This window comes from Streptomyces sp. NPDC052016 (assembly GCF_044548445.1).
Lineage (GTDB): Bacteria > Actinomycetota > Actinomycetes > Streptomycetales > Streptomycetaceae > Streptomyces.
The window spans coordinates 134,604-149,622 of record NZ_JBIUBX010000009.1; the positions used below are offsets into that span (position 1 = coordinate 134,604).

Here is a 15,019-nt window from a genome sequence, read left to right on the forward strand (position 1 = left end):
TGATCGTCATGGAGGACGAGGTCGATCGGCTGGTCGCAGCGTGGCGCCGGGAGCGCCCGGACCTCGACGTGGAGCCGCTGGAAGTGCTGAGCCGGGTGAGCAGACTGGCCCGGCATCTGGACCGGGCGCGCCGTCTGGCGTTCTCCGAGCACCAGCTGGAGCCCTGGGAGTTCGACGTCCTGACGGCGCTCAGGCGCGCCGGGGCGCCGTACCAGTTGTCGCCGGGGCAGTTGCTGACGCAGACGCTGGTCACGTCGGGCACGATGACGAACCGCATCGACCGGCTCGCGAAGAAGGGCCTGGTGGAGCGGCTGCCGGACCCGAGCGACCGGCGCGGTGTGCTGGTGCGGCTCACGGACGACGGCAAGGACCGCGCCGACCAGGCGCTGGCCGGGCTGCTCGACCAGGAGCGGGCGATCCTGGCCGAGTTGTCGCACGCCCAGCGCGGTGAACTGGCCGGCCTGCTGCGCCAGCTGACCGCGCCGTTCGACAACATCCCCGGCTAGGCGCTCCGCTGGGACAGCCGTGGGTGGTGCCGCGATGTGCCCTCGTTCGGCTGCGGCGCCGTCGCGGCTGGTCGCGCAGTTCCCCGCGCCCCTTCGGAGCGCTACTGCTGTCCGGTACCCATCAGGCGGTGCTGCTTTCCTCCGACATGATCCGTCCGGCGGGCCCCAGATCCACCGGCCCCACGCCCGCGCGGCGGGCCAGGGCGACGGCGGCCAGGGTGGAGTGCACGCCCAGTTTGCCGAGGACGTTCTGCATGTGGGTGCGGACGGTGTGCGGGGAGAGGAACAGGCGCTCGGCGACGGCCTTGCGCCCCAGTCCCGCGACCATGCAGCGCAGCACCTCCCGCTCGCGCGGGGTGAGGGACTCCACGAGCCGCTCGCTCTCGGTGCGGTGCTTGCGCGCGGCGGTCAGCTCCTTGAGCACGCCCGTGAGCAGGGCCGGCGGCAGATGCGTCTCCTCGCGCAGCACCCCGCGGATGACGGTGAGCAGCCGGGACAGCGAGCAGTCCTTGGCGACCCAGCCGCACGCCCCGGCCTGCAGGGCGAGGGCCGCGCGGCGCGGGTCGTCCTTCTCGGCGAGGACGACGACCCGGACGTGCGGCTGGGCGGCACGGACGCCGGTGACGAGGGAGATCCCGTCGACGAGCCCGTCCTCGCCCACCTCCTGCACGGGCACCGCGGGCCGCACGCCCGGCAGATGGCCGCCCAGGTCGGCGTCGACGAGCAGCACGTCGTACCGGCGTCCCTCGGCGGCCGCGCGCTCCAGGCTGCGCAGGGCCGCCGGGCCGCTGCCGGCGGCGGAGACGTCGACGTCGGGCTCGGCGGCCAGTGCGGCGGCGAGCGACTCGGCGAAGATACGGTGGTCGTCGACGACCAGAACTCGGATGCGAACCACGAAACCCCCTTCCCCAGGCTCCTTCACAGAGCAGGGGATACCCCAGGTCCGGAGAACGACGACCGGCGCGGACACGACGCCCGCAGGGTGGTGCGTACCGCACGGCCGCCGCCGTGCAGACATCGATACCCCCACCGCGGGCGCCGTACCCGACTGTCTCGCCCCCTGATCAGCACCGGCCCCCACCGGTGCTGTTCACAGGGTAGGGCTGTGGGCGGGGAGCGGAAGGCAATTTGCAGAACTGGCTGTCCTGCACGTTTATGGTGAGCCGCATGTTTCGTCTTGAGACAGAAGTCGACAGGACCCGGCGTGATCTGCTCCGCTCGCGGCTCCTGGACACCAACACGGCGGCCTCCCCGATCCTGCGGGCCCTGCGCGGTACGCCCGCCGAACGCGAGGCCCCCCTGCACGTGTGGGCCATGGACCCGGCCGGCGAACTGGCCGGCGGTCTCGTCGGCCACACCTGGACCACCTGGCTGCACGTCACCTACCTCTGGGTCGACGAGCGCCACCGCGGCACGGGCCTCGGCACCAACCTGCTCACGGAGGCCGAACGCCTCGCGAAGGAGGAGCGGGGCTGCCGGCGGGTGCGGCTGGAGACGTGGGACTTCCAGGCGCCGGGGTTCTACAAGAAGCTCGGGTACGAGGTGGCGTGCGTGATCGAGGACTACCCGCCCGGGCTCACGGAGTTCACGCTGACGAAGCGGCTGGGGTGAGGCGGCCCGCGTCGACGGGAGACGCGGGCCGCCACACCTGCGAGGAAGCTCAGACGAGCCGCCGCGCCCCCGCCGAAGGCACCGCCTCGAACACGCGCGGCGAGGTGAAGTCCGCCGCGGCGAAGGCCTCCACGACCGCCTTGGTGACGGTGTCGACGTCGGTGTCCTCCACGAGGACGATCGCCGAGCCGCCGAAGCCGCCGCCGGTCATCCGGGCGCCCAGCGCGCCGGAGGCGAGAGCGGTGTCCACGACCAGGTCCAACTCGGGGCAGGAGATGCGGAAGTCGTCGCGGAGGGAGGCGTGGCCCTGGGTGAGGACCGGGCCGACGGCGCGGGTGTCGCCCTCCTCGAGGAGGGACACGACCCGCTCGACGCGCTCGTCCTCCGTCACCACGTGGCGGACCAGGCGGCGGATCTCCTCCTCGTCGCCCAGCCGCTCCAGCGCCGTGTCCAGGTCGGCGTAGGCGATGTCGCGCAGGGCGTCGACGCCGAGCAGGGCCGCGCCCTTCTCGCAGCCGGCGCGGCGCTTGCCGTACTCGCCGTCGCTGTGGGCGTGCTTGACCTGGGTGTCGACGACGAGCAGGCGCATGCCCTCGGCGGCCAGGTCGAGGGGGATCTGCTTCTGGGAGAGGTCGCGGGTGTCGAGGAACAGGGCGTGGCCGGCCTCGCAGCAGGCGGACGCGGTCTGGTCCATGATCCCGGTGGGGGCGCCGACGTAGACGTTCTCGGCGCGCTGGCACAGGCGGGCGAGCTGCCAGCGCTGCAGGCCGAGGTCGTACAGGTCGTTGAGGGCCAGCGCGACGACGACCTCGAGGGCCGCCGACGAGGACAGGCCCGCGCCCGAGGGGACGGTGGAGGCGAGGTGGACGTCGGCGCCGGTGACGGGGTGGCCGGCCTCGCGCAGGGCCCAGACCACGCCGGCCGGGTACGCCGTCCAGGCGCTGTCCGACTCGGGGGCGAGGTCGTCGAGCGCCAGGTCGACGACGCCGCCCTCGACGTCCGCCGAGTGCAGGCGCAGCCGGCCGTCCTCGCGGCGCGAGACCGCGGCGACCGCGGTGTGCGGCAGCGCGAAGGGCATCACGAAGCCGTCGTTGTAGTCGGTGTGCTCACCGATGAGGTTGACGCGGCCGGGCGCCGACCAGACGCCCTCGGGCTCGGCCCCGTACAGCGTGACGAAGGCGTCCCTGACCTGCTGCTGTGCCGCCACTACTGCTCCCTTGCGATCTTCTGCGTGAACTCCCACGCGTCGGCGACGATACCCGCGAGGTCCGCGCGGGACGGATTCCAGCCGAGCCGCTCGCGGGCGGTGGCCGCCGAGGCGACCAGGACCGCCGGGTCGCCGCCGCGGCGGGGGGCCACGACCTCGGGGATCGGGTGGCCGGTGACCTTGCGGACGGTCTCGACGACCTCGCGGACGGAGAAGCCGTTGCCGTTGCCGAGGTTGCAGATGAGGTGTTCGCCGGGGGTGGCGGCCTCGACGGCCAGCAGGTGGGCCTCGGCCAGGTCCGCGACGTGGATGTAGTCGCGGATGCAGGTGCCGTCCGGGGTCGGGTAGTCGTCGCCGAAGACGGAGATCGCGTCCCGCCTGCCCTGCGCGACCTGGAGGACGAGCGGGATGAGGTGCGACTCGGGGTCGTGGCGCTCGCCGTACGCGCCGTAGGCGCCGGCCACGTTGAAGTAGCGCAGCGAGACGGCGCCGAGCCCGTGGGCGGCGGCCTCGCCGGTGATCATGTGGTCGACGGCGAGCTTGGAGGCGCCGTAGGGGGAGGTCGGCGCGGTCGGGTCGGTCTCGGTGATGGGAGTGCTGACCGGCTCGCCGTAGGTGGCGGCCGTCGAGGAGAAGACCAGCTTGCGCACGCCGGCCTCGCGCATGGCGCCGAGCAGGGCCATGGTGCCGCCGACGTTGTTGTCCCAGTACTTCTCCGGCTTCACCACCGACTCGCCGACCTGGGAGAACGCGGCGAAGTGGAGGACGGCGTCGAAGGAGGCGTCGAGCCACTTGGCGGCGTCGCGGATGTCGCCCTCGATGAAGGAGGCACCGGCCGGGACGCCCTCGCGGAAGCCGGTGGACAGGTTGTCGAGGACGACGACCTCGTGTCCCGCTTCCAGCAGGTGCTGGGCGACGACGCTGCCGACGTATCCCGCGCCACCCGTGACCAGGTACTTGCCGCTCATGAACTCGCTACCTCTCGCAGTCGCTCGGCCGCGCGCTCCGGCGGCACGTCGTTGATGAACACGCTCATGCCGGATTCGGAACCCGCGAGGAACTTCAGCTTGCCGGACGTACGGCGGATGGTGAAAAGCTCGAGGTGCAGCGCGAAGTCGTCGCGGTTGACGCCCTCGAAGTCCTCCAGGTGGCCGAACGGCGCCTGGTGCCAGGCGGCGATGTACGGCGTCGGAGGCTCACTCTCCCCGAAGATCCGGTCGAAGCGCCTCAACAGTTCCAGATAGACCTTGGGGAACTCTGTGCGCGCGTCCTCGTCGAGGCCGAGCAGGTCGGGGACGCGGCGCTTGGGGTACAGGTGCACCTCGTACGGCCAGTGCGCCGCGTACGGCACGAAGGCGACCCAGTGTTCACCCTCCAGGACGACCCGCTCGTCGGCGAGTTCCCTCTCCAGTACCGCGTCGAACAGGTTCTCGCCGCCCGTGGCGTCCTTGTGGGCGGCCACCTGGCGCAGCATCAGGGCGGTGCGAGGGGTGGTGAAGGGGTAGGCGTAGATCTGCCCGTGCGGGTGACCCAGGGTCACGCCAATCTCGGCACCGCGGTTCTCGAAGCAGAACACCTGTTCCACGGAGGGGAGATGCGACAGCTCGGACGTCCGGTCGGTCCACGCGTCGAGCACCAGTCGCGCCTGCTCCTCGGTGAGGTCGGCGAAGGAGGCGTTGTGGTCGGAGGTGAAGCAGACGACCTCGCAGCGCCCGGAGTCGCCGGCGAGGGAGGGAAAGCGGTTCTCGAAGACGACGACGTCGTAGGACGAGTCGGGGATCTCGCTGAGCCGCTCGCCCTGCGACGGGCACAGGGGGCACTCGTCGGCCGGCGGGTGGTAGGTGCGCCCCTGCCGGTGCGAGGCGATGGCGACACAGTCGCCGAGGAGCGCGTCCCGGCGTACCTCCGAAGTGGTGACCGTGGGCTCCAGCGGGCGGCGGTCCACCGCGTCGCGCACCGAGTCGTCCCGCAGGTCGTAGTAGATGAGCTCACGACCGTCGGCCAAGCGGGTCGAGGTCTTCTTCACCGCGACTCTCCATCCGTACACCGAGCACAGCAGATCGAGCCGATCGAATCGGCCGGAACAGCCGTGACGGTCGAAACGATCATGCAGTTCATGCTTCAAACAGAACCGAACACATCAAACCACAATCCCCCACGAAAGTCACCACCACAACCAAACAGAGAACACCAAGCGAAGTGAGCAGCGCATGCGAACCCCCACGTATCTCGCGGCGGAGCTACGGCTTCCGACCAACTGGCTGGACTACACGATCCTCGGGATCTACTTCGTGGTCGTCCTCGGCATCGGCTTCGCCGCCCGCCGCTCGGTGAAGACCAGCCTCGACTTCTTCCTCTCGGGCCGCTCCCTGCCCGCCTGGATCACCGGCCTCGCCTTCATCTCCGCCAACCTGGCGGCCACGGAGATCCTCGGCATGGCCGCGAACAGCGCCCAGTACGGCGCGTACACGGTCCACTGGTACTGGATCGGCGCCATCCCGGCCATGGTCTTCCTCGGCCTGGTGATGATGCCGTTCTACTACGGCTCCAAGGTCCGATCGGTCCCCGAGTTCCTGCTGCTGCGCTTCGACCGGGGAGCGCACCTGCTCAGCTCCGTCCTGTTCGCCTTCGCCGCCATCCTGATCTCGGGCGTGAACCTGTACGCCCTCGCGATCGTCGTCGAGGCGCTGCTGGGCTGGCCGCAGTGGGTGGCGATCGTGGTCGCGGGCTTCTTCGTCCTCGCGTACATCACCCTGGGCGGCCTGTCGTCGGCGATCTACAACGAGGTGCTCCAGTTCTTCGTGATCCTGGCGGCCCTGATCCCGCTGACGGTGCTGGGCCTGAAGAGGGCCGGCGGCTGGGACGGCCTGACCGACACGCTGACGACGACCCGGGGCGACGACTTCGTGACGGCCTGGGGCGGCACCGGCATCGGCAGCGACAACCCGCTGGGCGCGAACTGGCTGACGATCGTCCTCGGCCTCGGCTTCGTGCTGTCCTTCGGCTACTGGACGACGAACTTCGCGGAGGTCCAGCGCGCCCTGTCGGCGAGGAACCTCTCCGCGGCCCAGCGCACCCCGCTTATCGCCGCGTTCCCGAAGATCTTCATCGTCTTCCTGGTGATGATCCCCGGCCTGGTGGCGGCGGCCCTGGTCCCGAACATCGGCACCGCGAACTCCGACCTGCAGTACAACGACGCCATCCCGTACCTGATGGAACAGCTCCTGCCCAACGGCGTGCTCGGCATCGCGGTGACGGGCCTGCTGGCGGCGTTCATGGCCGGCATGGCGGCCAACGTCTCGTCCTTCAACACGGTCTTCACCAACGACATCTGGGCGAAGTACGTGGTGGTGGGCCGGCAGGACGACTACTACGTCCGCTTCGGCCGCCTGATCACCGCGATCGGTGTGCTCGCGTCGATCGGCACGGCGTTCCTGGCCTCCTCCTTCTCGAACATCATGGCCTACCTCCAGACGCTGTTCTCCTTCTTCAACGTGCCGATGTTCGTCGTCTTCATCGTCGGCATGTTCTGGCGGCGGGCGTCGATGAAGTCGGGCTTCTGGGGACTGCTCGCCGGCACCACGGCGGCGATGGTCAACTACTTCTGGATCTACAAGCAGGGCATCATCGACATCCCCACCGACCAGGGCGCCAACTTCGTCTCGGCGATCGCCGGCTTCGTGGCGGGCGCGGTGGTGATGTTCGCGGTGTCCCTCTTCACCGCCCCCAAGCCGACCGAGGAGCTCCAGGGCCTCGTCTACGGCACCCGCTCCCCCGGCATGGCCGAGCCGCCCGCGCCGGGCGACGAGGCCTGGTACCGCAAGCCGGCCCTGCTGGGCTGGGGCGCGGTGATCCTGGCCGCCGCCTGCTACATCCCGTTCTCGTTCTGAGCCCGCCGACGCCGATCGCGGGAGGATGGAAAGACCATGTCTGAGCAATTCGAGCCCGACGAGCGGGCCAGGGCAGCCGAGCGACTGCGGCATGCGGGATTCTCCGAGGCGGACGTCCAGCGGGAGGTCACCGAACTCGAGGAGAAGTCCGAGACCGCGGCCCGCATCTTCGACCTGCGCCGCATCATCGGCGGCCTGTTCGTCGTCTACGGCGTCATCGTCATGATCGTCGGCCTGACCGACGACCAGGCAGCCATCGACAAGGCCCAGGGGATCAACATCAACCTGTGGACCGGCCTGGGCATGCTGCTGCTGGGGATCTTCTTCCTGGTGTGGCTGAAGCTGCGGCCGACGTCGCACCCGACGCCGACGCTGCCGCCGGAGGCGGCGTCGCCGGAGGGCGAGCGGCCGCGGGGCGAGTAGCGGCATGCGTACGGGGCCGGGGCCCGCCAGGTGCGGCGGGGGTCCCGGCCCCGTACGGCTATGTCAGGCGATGCCGCCTGCTGACGGCACGAGCTGGCTCCAGGATCCGGAGTTCTTGGATCCCGGAGCCGCCTCGGTTAAGCCGCTCAGAGAAGGTTCAGGAGACCGGCGTCGTTCCTGTCGGCTTCCACCTCGTTGAAGTTCGCCGAGAAGGAGTTGTCCCCGATGACGCAGGAGTTCTGGGCCGAGTTGGAGATCGTCTGAACGCCGAGGACGTTGACGTTCAGGTTGTTCAGGGCGCTGATGAGGCCACCCGCCTCCTGGTTGCCCGCCTGAGCGTTCTGCAGGCACTGCCTGACGTCGTCCCCGCCGTCCGTGGACTTGGCGTAGTCCGTGGCGGAGGCGACGCCCGCGCCGGCCATGCTGAGGCTTCCGATCATGGCGGCCACGAGAGCGGCCTTGCGAAGCTTGCGCATTACGTACCTTTCAGTCTGGTTGCGCTCCGTCCGAGCACGGAACGTTACGATTGTGCACCGTATGTTACGATTGCACCTTTTGCACTCCAACACGCCGGGGCCGACCACGGCAAACAAACGGACACCAATCGGGGGATCGAGGCCCCCATACGAGGGGCTGGGCACTACGCGACGGCCAGGTCGCACCAGACGTACTTGCCCCGGTGCCCGAACCGGGAGAGCGGCTGCCAGCCCCAGACGTCCGCGCAGGCCCGGACCAGGGCGAGGCCCCGGCCGCCCTCGGCGTCGGTGAGTTCGTCGAGCTTGGCGGGTGGGTCGGGGGGTTCGGGGTCGGCATCCCAGGCGCCGACCCTCAGTACGCCGTCCGTGTAGCGGACGCGGAGGGCGGCGGGGCCGGTGGTGTGCTGGACGGCGTTGGCGAGCAGCTCCGTGGCGATCAGTTCCGCGGTGTCGGCGAGGTGGATCAGACCGTGGAGGGTGAGGATCAGGCGCAGGGTGCGGCGGGAGACGGGGACGGCTCTGGGGTCGTTGGGGATGTAGAGGGAGTACTCCCAGGATGCGGCTTCAGTTGTGGGCATGCGTCAACTCCGGCAGTGAGGGGGGTGGTTGGGGTGCGGTGGCAGTGCCGCAGCCGCCATGGCTGGACGGAGCGGTGCGCTTCCGCTGCGTGAAGGTCGCGTCACTGACGGTAGGGTAGAAATTCCTACCCCTGCAACCGGCTCCCGTAATCTGACCCTCGAACGAGTAGCTCCAGAGAGGCAGTTACGCGGATGACCATGCGGAACCAGCCCACCGCACGACAGGTCCGTCTGGGCTCCGAGCTGCGCAAACTGCGAGATGCTGCGGGGAAGCCGGCCAAGGAGGTGGCCGCGCTTCTCGGGTCGAGCTCGGCCCACATGAGTCAGATCGAGGCCGGGAGCTCCGCCATCAGCGAGGAGCGACTACGGAGGCTGGCGGCTCACTGCGCCTGCACGGACGAAGAGTTGATCGAGGCCCTCGTGTCCATGGCCACCGACCGCACACGTGGCTGGTGGGAGGAATACCGAGGCGTTCTTCCGCAGGTGCACTTGGACGTGGCCGAGGCGGAACACCATGCGACGGCCCTGCGGGAGATCGTCATCACCTACGTTCCCGGCCTGCTCCAGACCCCCGACTACGCCCGCGCCGTCTTCAGCTACGTGCGTCCGGAACTTCCCGAGAGCGAGCTGGCACCCCGCGTCGAACACCGGATGCGGCGACGCTGCGTGATCGAGGGCGACAACCCCATGCCGTACGAGACGATCGTCCACGAGTTCGCGCTGCGCGTCCGCGTTGCCGACCGCCAGGTCGCACTCGCGCAACTCCGCCGCATCCTCGACGAGATCGAACAAGGCCACGTCAGCGTGCGCGTCATTCCCACCGACCAGGACGGATTCGGCGGTGCTGCCGCCTCGATGATGTACCTGGCAGGGCCCGTGCCCGAACTGGACACCGGGCTTCGCGACAGCCCCACCGGCGTTCTCTTCATCGACGCGCAAGCGCAGTTGAAACAGCTCCGAACACTCTTCCGTAGGGTGAGGGAGGCGTCACTGGACCCCGTGGCGTCACGGGACTTCATCCACCGCCTGACGAAGGAGCTGTGAGGTACGCGATGGACCAACACGCCCTGCACTGGCAGAAGTCCACGTTCTCCGGTGGCGGCGAAGGCGACACCTGTGTCGAACTCGCCGCCTCCCCCGGAGAGATCCACCTCCGAGAGAGCGACACCCCTGCCACCGCCCTCACCGCCACCCCCACCGCCATGGCCCACCTCCTCGCGGGCATACGGGCGGGCGGCGGAGTGGTCGGCGCGGCGTGATGAGCCAGGATTCAGGACTCCGGCCCCTGTGCCATGTCCCGGGGACCGTGCGGCAACGGTCCCGCCCGGTCCAGCAGGCCCGTTCTGGCGGCCAGTGCCGCGGCCTCCAACCGTGACCCGACGCCCAGTTTCATCAGCACGCGCTGGACGTGGGTGCGGGCCGTGGAGGGGGCTATGCCCATGCCGGCCGCGATCAGGCGGGTGTCCTCGCCGTCGGCGACACGCACGAGGACCTCGACCTCGCGCGGGGTGAGCATCTGGAGCAGGCGCTGACCCTCGTCGTCGGGCTGGGCGGCCGGGTTCAGCAGCTCACTGAAGGCGCCCTGCAGGAGTTGCGGCGCGACCGCCGCCTCGCCCGCCCGCGCCTTCATGATCGCCCGCTCGACGCCCTCGATGCGCTCGTCGTGCCGTACGTACCCCGAGGCGCCGGCCGCGAAGGCCGCCGCGATGCCGCGTGGGCTCGGCACCGGGCCCAGGACCAGCACGGCGACCTGGGGCCGCTCCCGCTTGATCCGTACGACCGGGTCGAAGATGCCCGGCTCGGCCGGGGTCGCCGTCCCCAGCAGGCACACCTCCGGTGCCCGGGTGATCACGAGTTCCGCCGCGCCCGCGGCGGGCGCCGCCGCGGCGAGCACGCGGTGCCCGCGCAGTTTCAACGCCGAGGCCAAGGCCTCGGCGAGCAGACGGTGGTCGTCGACCACCATGAGCCGCACTCCCATCGAGCAACCCCCCAGTCCCCCCATGGATGCCCACACGGGCAAACAGGCAAAGCCGGAAACAGCCAGATTCCGACAGACAAAAGGTGCCCCCCGGCACCTCGTCCTTCATGCCCCCGGAAGCTACACGCTTGTTCGACGTTGCGCTCCCCCTACTCGTCAGAAGTGCCCGGATCGCCGAACTTCCTCTCCTGTGAGGGTGACGAGCGGTACGCGAACGGCCCCGCCCCCGAGCGGGGCGGGGCCGTCGGCGGCACCCGGTGGGGCGAGCGGACGCCCGCGATCAGCCGCTCGTGCCGAAGGCGAGTGCCAGGTACTCCTTGTCGCCGGAGCTGGAGTCGTCCGCGTACACCGCGGACATGTACAGGTGCCCCTGGGAGTAGATGATCTCGGAGTACTCCGGGAGCATGCTGGACTCCGCGTCCCGCACGGCCTCCGTCGACGGGTTCTGCATCAGCTTCGTCTGCTTGAACGAGCCGCCGTCGATGCTGACGATCTGCCCGCCCTCGTCGTACGGCGCCCGCTTGTACGCGATCACGTTGTTGCCGTCCATGCGCAGCGGGACGAGTTCGTAGCCGTCGCCGGCGTCGGCGCGCTGGCCGGTCTGCTTGCCGGTGGTGAGGTCGAAGGCGACGATCTCGTTGGTCCGGCTGTACTCCCCGGTGCCGTCGTGCTCCTCGGTCGGGATGTACAACCGGTTGCCGCCGACCGCCAGGCCCGTGCAGTGCTCGATCTTGGTGATGCCGTCGCAGCGGGCCGCGAACTGCTCGCCCGGCGCGGAGATGCGGGTCTTCAGCTTGCCGGTCTTGTTGTCGATGGAGAAGAAGTCGGAGATGCCGCTGCCGTCCTGGGCGCTGTCGCCGACGTCGGCGGCCACGACCAGCGGGTCCGTCGACACGATGCTCGCGTACTCGATGCCGGTCGCCATCTTGTACTCGGAGAGCACCTTCCCGGAGGCCGGGTCGATGGTCTGGATGTGCAGCTCGCGCGCGTCGTAGTCACCGCACTTGCGCACCGCGACCAGCTTGGCGCCGCCGCCGTAGCCGGAGTCGTAGCAGGTGTCGGCGGGCTTGGGGGCCCACAGCTGCTTGCCGGTGGTGATGTCGAAGGCCGCGCCGCCCTCGGTCGCGCCGAGCGCCACCGTGTTCGCGCTGACCGTGACGTTGTCGAAGGTGACCGGGTAGTCGCCGGACGAGACGCTCTTCGTCCACAGCTGCTTGCCGGCGGCGAGGTCGATCGCCGCGACCTGCGTGCAGCCGGCCGAGGAGTCCTTGGGCGGCATCTTCGGCTGGAAGACGATCGCCGTCTTGTCGTCCTCGGTGGCGTACTTGCTGGCCGTGCACACCGGGCCGGGCAGCTTGATCGTCCACAGCTTCGTGCCCTTGTCCGGGTCGTAGCCGACGACCTCGGCGACGCCCGACTTCACGTACGCCTTCTCGGTCAGCCAGGAGCCGGTCACGACGACGCTGTCGTCCTTGGCGACCGGGGGCGACGGGAGCTGGAAGAGGACCTTGGAGGCGGGGTCGGAGGGCACCTTCTCGGATCCCGAGGAGGACGTGCCACCGGTGCCGCCCTTGTCGTCGCCGCCCCCGTTCGTGCCGCCGGAGCTCGCGGTGTCGTCCTTCTTGCCGCTGTCGCCCGACTTCGCGTACCAGACGCCGCCGCCGACGATCAGCGCGATCGCGACCACCGCGGCGACGATGATGGCCACCTGGGCGTTCATCTTCCGGCCCGAGCCGGGCTGCCCGCCGGGCTGGGCGTTCATGGGCATCGTCGGCGGCTGGCCGGGGTAGCCGTAGCCGGCCGGGTAACCCGGCTGACCGGGCTGGCCCGGCTGCCCCGGGTAGCCGTAGCCGGGCGGCTGGCCGTACGCGGGCTGCTGGCCGTACGCCGGCGGCTGGCCGTACGGAGGCTGCTGGCCGTACGCGGGCTGCTGGGCGTAGGGGTTCGGCTGACCCGGTTGCGCGGGCTGGCCCGGCTGTGCCTGCTGGTTCGGATAGCCGTAGCCGGGGCCCGTGGGGGGCTGCGGCGGCTGGGCGGGCTGGGCCGCCTGCGGGTAGCCGTAGCCCGGCTGGGGCTGCGGGGGCTGCGGCGGGGTCGGCGGAGCCTGCGGGGGCTGACCGGCCTGGGGCGCCTGGCGGTTCTGCGCCGCCTGCTGGGGCGTGGGGTCGCCCGGCGACTTGCCGAGCTGCGGGCCCCCGGGCGGCGCCGGCGGCGCCGCGGGCGGCTGCGGGGCGCCGGAACCGCCCTGCGGCGGGGCGTCCTGCGGCGGGGCGTCCTGGGGAGTCGCGTCCTGCGGCGGGGCGTCCTGGGGGGCCTGCGGCGGCTGGGGCGCGCCGAAGGCGCCCTGCTGCTGCGCGGGCTGCGGGGGCCGGTCCTGGGGCGTGCCCTGCGGGGGCTGGTTCGGCGGCGTGGGTGGCGGCTGGGTCATGGTGTGGGTACCTCGGGAGAACGCTCGGGGAGACGGGGCACGGGGCCGGGACGGAAGGACCGGGGAGACAGCCTCACTTGCCGTAGGCGAGCATCAGCTTCTCCTTCGCGTCGTCGTTGCCCGTCAGCCGGGTGGAGGAGAGGTAGAAGCGCCCGTCGACCCAGGCGATGTCCCGCGAGTAGAAGCCGTCCTCGAGGTCGATCGTGCTCTCGGGCAGTTGCAGCAGCGTCGTCGGCGTGTGCGCGGAGCCGCCCGTGGGGATCGACACGACCCGGCCGGCCGCGTCGTACGACGGCTCGACATAGGCGACGAGGTTGCCGCCCTCGACCTGCACCGGCAGCATCGACTCGTCCGCCGGTGACTTCACGCGCCACTTCTCCTTGCCGGTGCCGAGGTCGATCGCGACGATCTCATTGGGGCCGCTGGTCGCCTCGGTCGGCAGGTACAGGGTGTTGGCGTCGGCGGCCGTGCCCTCACAGCCGGTCAGTTTGCGCTGCAGGACGGCCCAGCCGCACTCCGGCTGGAAGTTCTCGTCGACGGAGACCTGCGAACGGAACGTGCCGTTCGGCTTGAGCGTCGAGATGTTCCAGGCCTTCTTGTCACTGTTGGTGCTGTAGATGACCAGCGGGTCGACGGAGTAGGTCCGCGAGACCCGCCAGCCCTTGTCGAACTTCTGGGTCCACTTGACCTTGCCGGTCGCCGGGTCCAGTTCCTGCACCTCGTCGTGCTCGTTGGCGCCGCTCGCGTCGCAGGAGGCCACCGAGATCAGCTTCGGGCCGCCCGCGAAGGCGGTGGGGAAGCAGGCGTCGCCGTACTTCTTCTTCTCCCACAGCTGTTTGCCGGTCCGGACGTCGTAGGCCGTGCCGGACTGCGAACGGCCCACCATCAGGGTGTTGCCCGCGAGGGACAGCTCGATGGTGATCGCGCTGTCGAACAGCGCGCCGTCCTCGACCACGCCCTTCCAGCCCTTGGCGCCGGTGTTGAGGTCGATCTGCTGGAGCTGGTTGCACTTGGCGCGGTCGCTGGTGCCGCTCATGTACGCGACGACGACCTTGTCGTCCGCCGTCTTCTGCGGGGTGACGGCACAGATCTTCTGCGGGAACGTGATGGTGTCCCAGGTCGGCTTGCCGTCACCGACGTTGTAGGCGACGAGATCCTTGTAGGCGGCCTTCACCGCGGTCTTGGAGGTGATCCACATGCCGGGGGCGTCGGCGCCGGAGGCGGGCGCGTCGGGCGCCTCCTTGTACCAGAGCACCTTGGCCTCGCCGGACTTGCGGTCCGCGTTGAAGTCCTCCGGGTCCTCGCCGCCGTCGCCGCTGCCGTCACCGGGGTTGACCGGGCTCCCGCTCGTGGACGCCTTCGCGTCGTCGCTCGGCCCGGCGACGGGCTTCTTCTTCCCGCCGTCGTCTCCGCCGGTGACCACGAACACCGTGCCGCCGATCACCAGCAGCGCCGCCACCGCCGCCCCGGCGATCAGAGCGGGCTTCCTCCTGGAGGGGCCGCGCCCGCCGGGCGGCGGCGGGGTGCCGGGGGCACCGGGGAACTGGGCTCCGGGCGGGGGCGGGTAGCCGTAACCGGGCTGCTGTCCGTAGGGCCCGCCGGGCCGGCCGTACGGGCCCGGCTGCGGCGGACCGCCGTAAGGGCCGGGGGCGGCCGGGGCGCCGTAGGGGCCGGGCTGCGGGGGCTGTGGCTGCGGGTAGCCGTAACCGGGCTGCGGGGACTGCGGCGGCTGGGCCGGCATCTGCGGCGCGCCGAAGCCACCCTGCGGAGGCTGCGGAGCGTGCGGCGGCTGCGGAGGCTGCGGCTGGTCCTGGGGCGGTTGCTGCTGCGGTGCTCCGAAACCGCCGGGCTGCGGCGGCTGGTTGGGCGGCTGAGTCATCAGCGTGTTCCCCCTCGTTCACTGATTTTTAGCCACGCCCTGA

At 70.6% G+C, this 15,019-nt stretch carries 15 protein-coding genes; 6 read left to right on the forward strand and 9 right to left on the reverse strand.

Annotated elements, in window-relative coordinates; translation table 11 throughout:
• Positions 1–8 precede the first annotated feature (8 nt).
• Positions 9–506, forward strand: coding sequence for a MarR family winged helix-turn-helix transcriptional regulator (locus ACIHAR_RS13645; protein ID WP_057600602.1), 498 nt, complete (start codon positions 9–11; stop codon positions 504–506).
• Between the two features lie 121 nt (positions 507–627).
• On the opposite strand, the gene ACIHAR_RS13650 is transcribed toward ACIHAR_RS13645, so the two are convergent.
• On the reverse strand, positions 628–1,401 hold the full coding sequence (locus ACIHAR_RS13650; protein ID WP_365463660.1) for a response regulator transcription factor: 774 nt from the start codon (positions 1,399–1,401) through the stop codon (positions 628–630).
• A 260-nt stretch (positions 1,402–1,661) separates the two neighbouring features.
• Here ACIHAR_RS13650 and ACIHAR_RS13655 point away from each other — a divergent pair, with 260 nt between their 5' ends.
• The gene (locus ACIHAR_RS13655; RefSeq protein ID WP_365463663.1) at positions 1,662–2,117 is read left to right on the forward strand and encodes an N-acetyltransferase; all 456 of its coding nucleotides are present in this window, start codon (positions 1,662–1,664) and stop codon (positions 2,115–2,117) included.
• 49 nt (positions 2,118–2,166) lie between these two features.
• Here the strand turns inward: ACIHAR_RS13655 and galK are convergent, their stop codons facing one another.
• Genes galK through galT form a run of 3 tightly spaced genes read right to left on the reverse strand, consistent with a single transcriptional unit; the run spans position 2,167 to position 5,350 of the window.
• On the reverse strand, positions 2,167–3,324 hold the full coding sequence (galK, locus tag ACIHAR_RS13660; RefSeq protein ID WP_365463666.1) for a galactokinase: 1,158 nt from the start codon (positions 3,322–3,324) through the stop codon (positions 2,167–2,169).
• Complete coding sequence (galE, locus tag ACIHAR_RS13665) at positions 3,324–4,292, reverse strand: UDP-glucose 4-epimerase GalE (protein ID WP_365463668.1); 969 nt, start codon at positions 4,290–4,292, stop codon at positions 3,324–3,326. Before galE ends, galK begins: the two co-directional genes overlap by 1 nt.
• Complete coding sequence (galT, locus tag ACIHAR_RS13670) at positions 4,289–5,350, reverse strand: galactose-1-phosphate uridylyltransferase (protein ID WP_400019296.1); 1,062 nt, start codon at positions 5,348–5,350, stop codon at positions 4,289–4,291. Before galT ends, galE begins: the two co-directional genes overlap by 4 nt.
• A gap of 184 nt (positions 5,351–5,534) precedes the next feature.
• Between galT and ACIHAR_RS13675 the strand changes: the two genes are divergently transcribed.
• Positions 5,535–7,214, forward strand: a complete 1,680-nt coding sequence (locus ACIHAR_RS13675) for a sodium:solute symporter family protein (RefSeq protein ID WP_400019298.1) — start codon at positions 5,535–5,537, stop codon at positions 7,212–7,214.
• Positions 7,215–7,250: 36 nt separating this feature from the next.
• The gene (locus ACIHAR_RS13680) at positions 7,251–7,637 is read left to right on the forward strand and encodes a hypothetical protein (protein ID WP_365463676.1); all 387 of its coding nucleotides are present in this window, start codon (positions 7,251–7,253) and stop codon (positions 7,635–7,637) included.
• A 146-nt stretch (positions 7,638–7,783) separates the two neighbouring features.
• Here the strand turns inward: ACIHAR_RS13680 and ACIHAR_RS13685 are convergent, their stop codons facing one another.
• The gene (locus ACIHAR_RS13685) at positions 7,784–8,113 is read right to left on the reverse strand and encodes a hypothetical protein (protein ID WP_400019300.1); all 330 of its coding nucleotides are present in this window, start codon (positions 8,111–8,113) and stop codon (positions 7,784–7,786) included.
• Positions 8,114–8,277: 164 nt separating this feature from the next.
• The gene (locus tag ACIHAR_RS13690; protein ID WP_400019302.1) at positions 8,278–8,691 is read right to left on the reverse strand and encodes an ATP-binding protein; all 414 of its coding nucleotides are present in this window, start codon (positions 8,689–8,691) and stop codon (positions 8,278–8,280) included.
• 192 nt (positions 8,692–8,883) lie between these two features.
• Here ACIHAR_RS13690 and ACIHAR_RS13695 point away from each other — a divergent pair, with 192 nt between their 5' ends.
• The gene (locus ACIHAR_RS13695) at positions 8,884–9,735 is read left to right on the forward strand and encodes a helix-turn-helix domain-containing protein (RefSeq protein ID WP_400019303.1); all 852 of its coding nucleotides are present in this window, start codon (positions 8,884–8,886) and stop codon (positions 9,733–9,735) included.
• An 8-nt stretch (positions 9,736–9,743) separates the two neighbouring features.
• Complete coding sequence (locus ACIHAR_RS13700) at positions 9,744–9,950, forward strand: DUF397 domain-containing protein (protein WP_400019305.1); 207 nt, start codon at positions 9,744–9,746, stop codon at positions 9,948–9,950.
• Positions 9,951–9,961: 11 nt separating this feature from the next.
• Here the strand turns inward: ACIHAR_RS13700 and ACIHAR_RS13705 are convergent, their stop codons facing one another.
• From ACIHAR_RS13705 to ACIHAR_RS13715, 3 genes are all read right to left on the reverse strand, one after another.
• Positions 9,962–10,669 carry a LuxR C-terminal-related transcriptional regulator gene (locus ACIHAR_RS13705; RefSeq protein ID WP_384650184.1) on the reverse strand — a complete coding sequence of 236 codons (708 nt, stop codon included), beginning with the start codon at positions 10,667–10,669 and terminating at the stop codon, positions 9,962–9,964.
• A gap of 280 nt (positions 10,670–10,949) precedes the next feature.
• The gene (locus ACIHAR_RS13710) at positions 10,950–13,097 is read right to left on the reverse strand and encodes a PQQ-binding-like beta-propeller repeat protein (protein WP_400019308.1); all 2,148 of its coding nucleotides are present in this window, start codon (positions 13,095–13,097) and stop codon (positions 10,950–10,952) included.
• Between the two features lie 73 nt (positions 13,098–13,170).
• Positions 13,171–14,976 carry a PQQ-binding-like beta-propeller repeat protein gene (locus tag ACIHAR_RS13715; protein ID WP_400019310.1) on the reverse strand — a complete coding sequence of 602 codons (1,806 nt, stop codon included), beginning with the start codon at positions 14,974–14,976 and terminating at the stop codon, positions 13,171–13,173.
• Between the last annotated feature and the right edge of the window lie 43 nt (positions 14,977–15,019).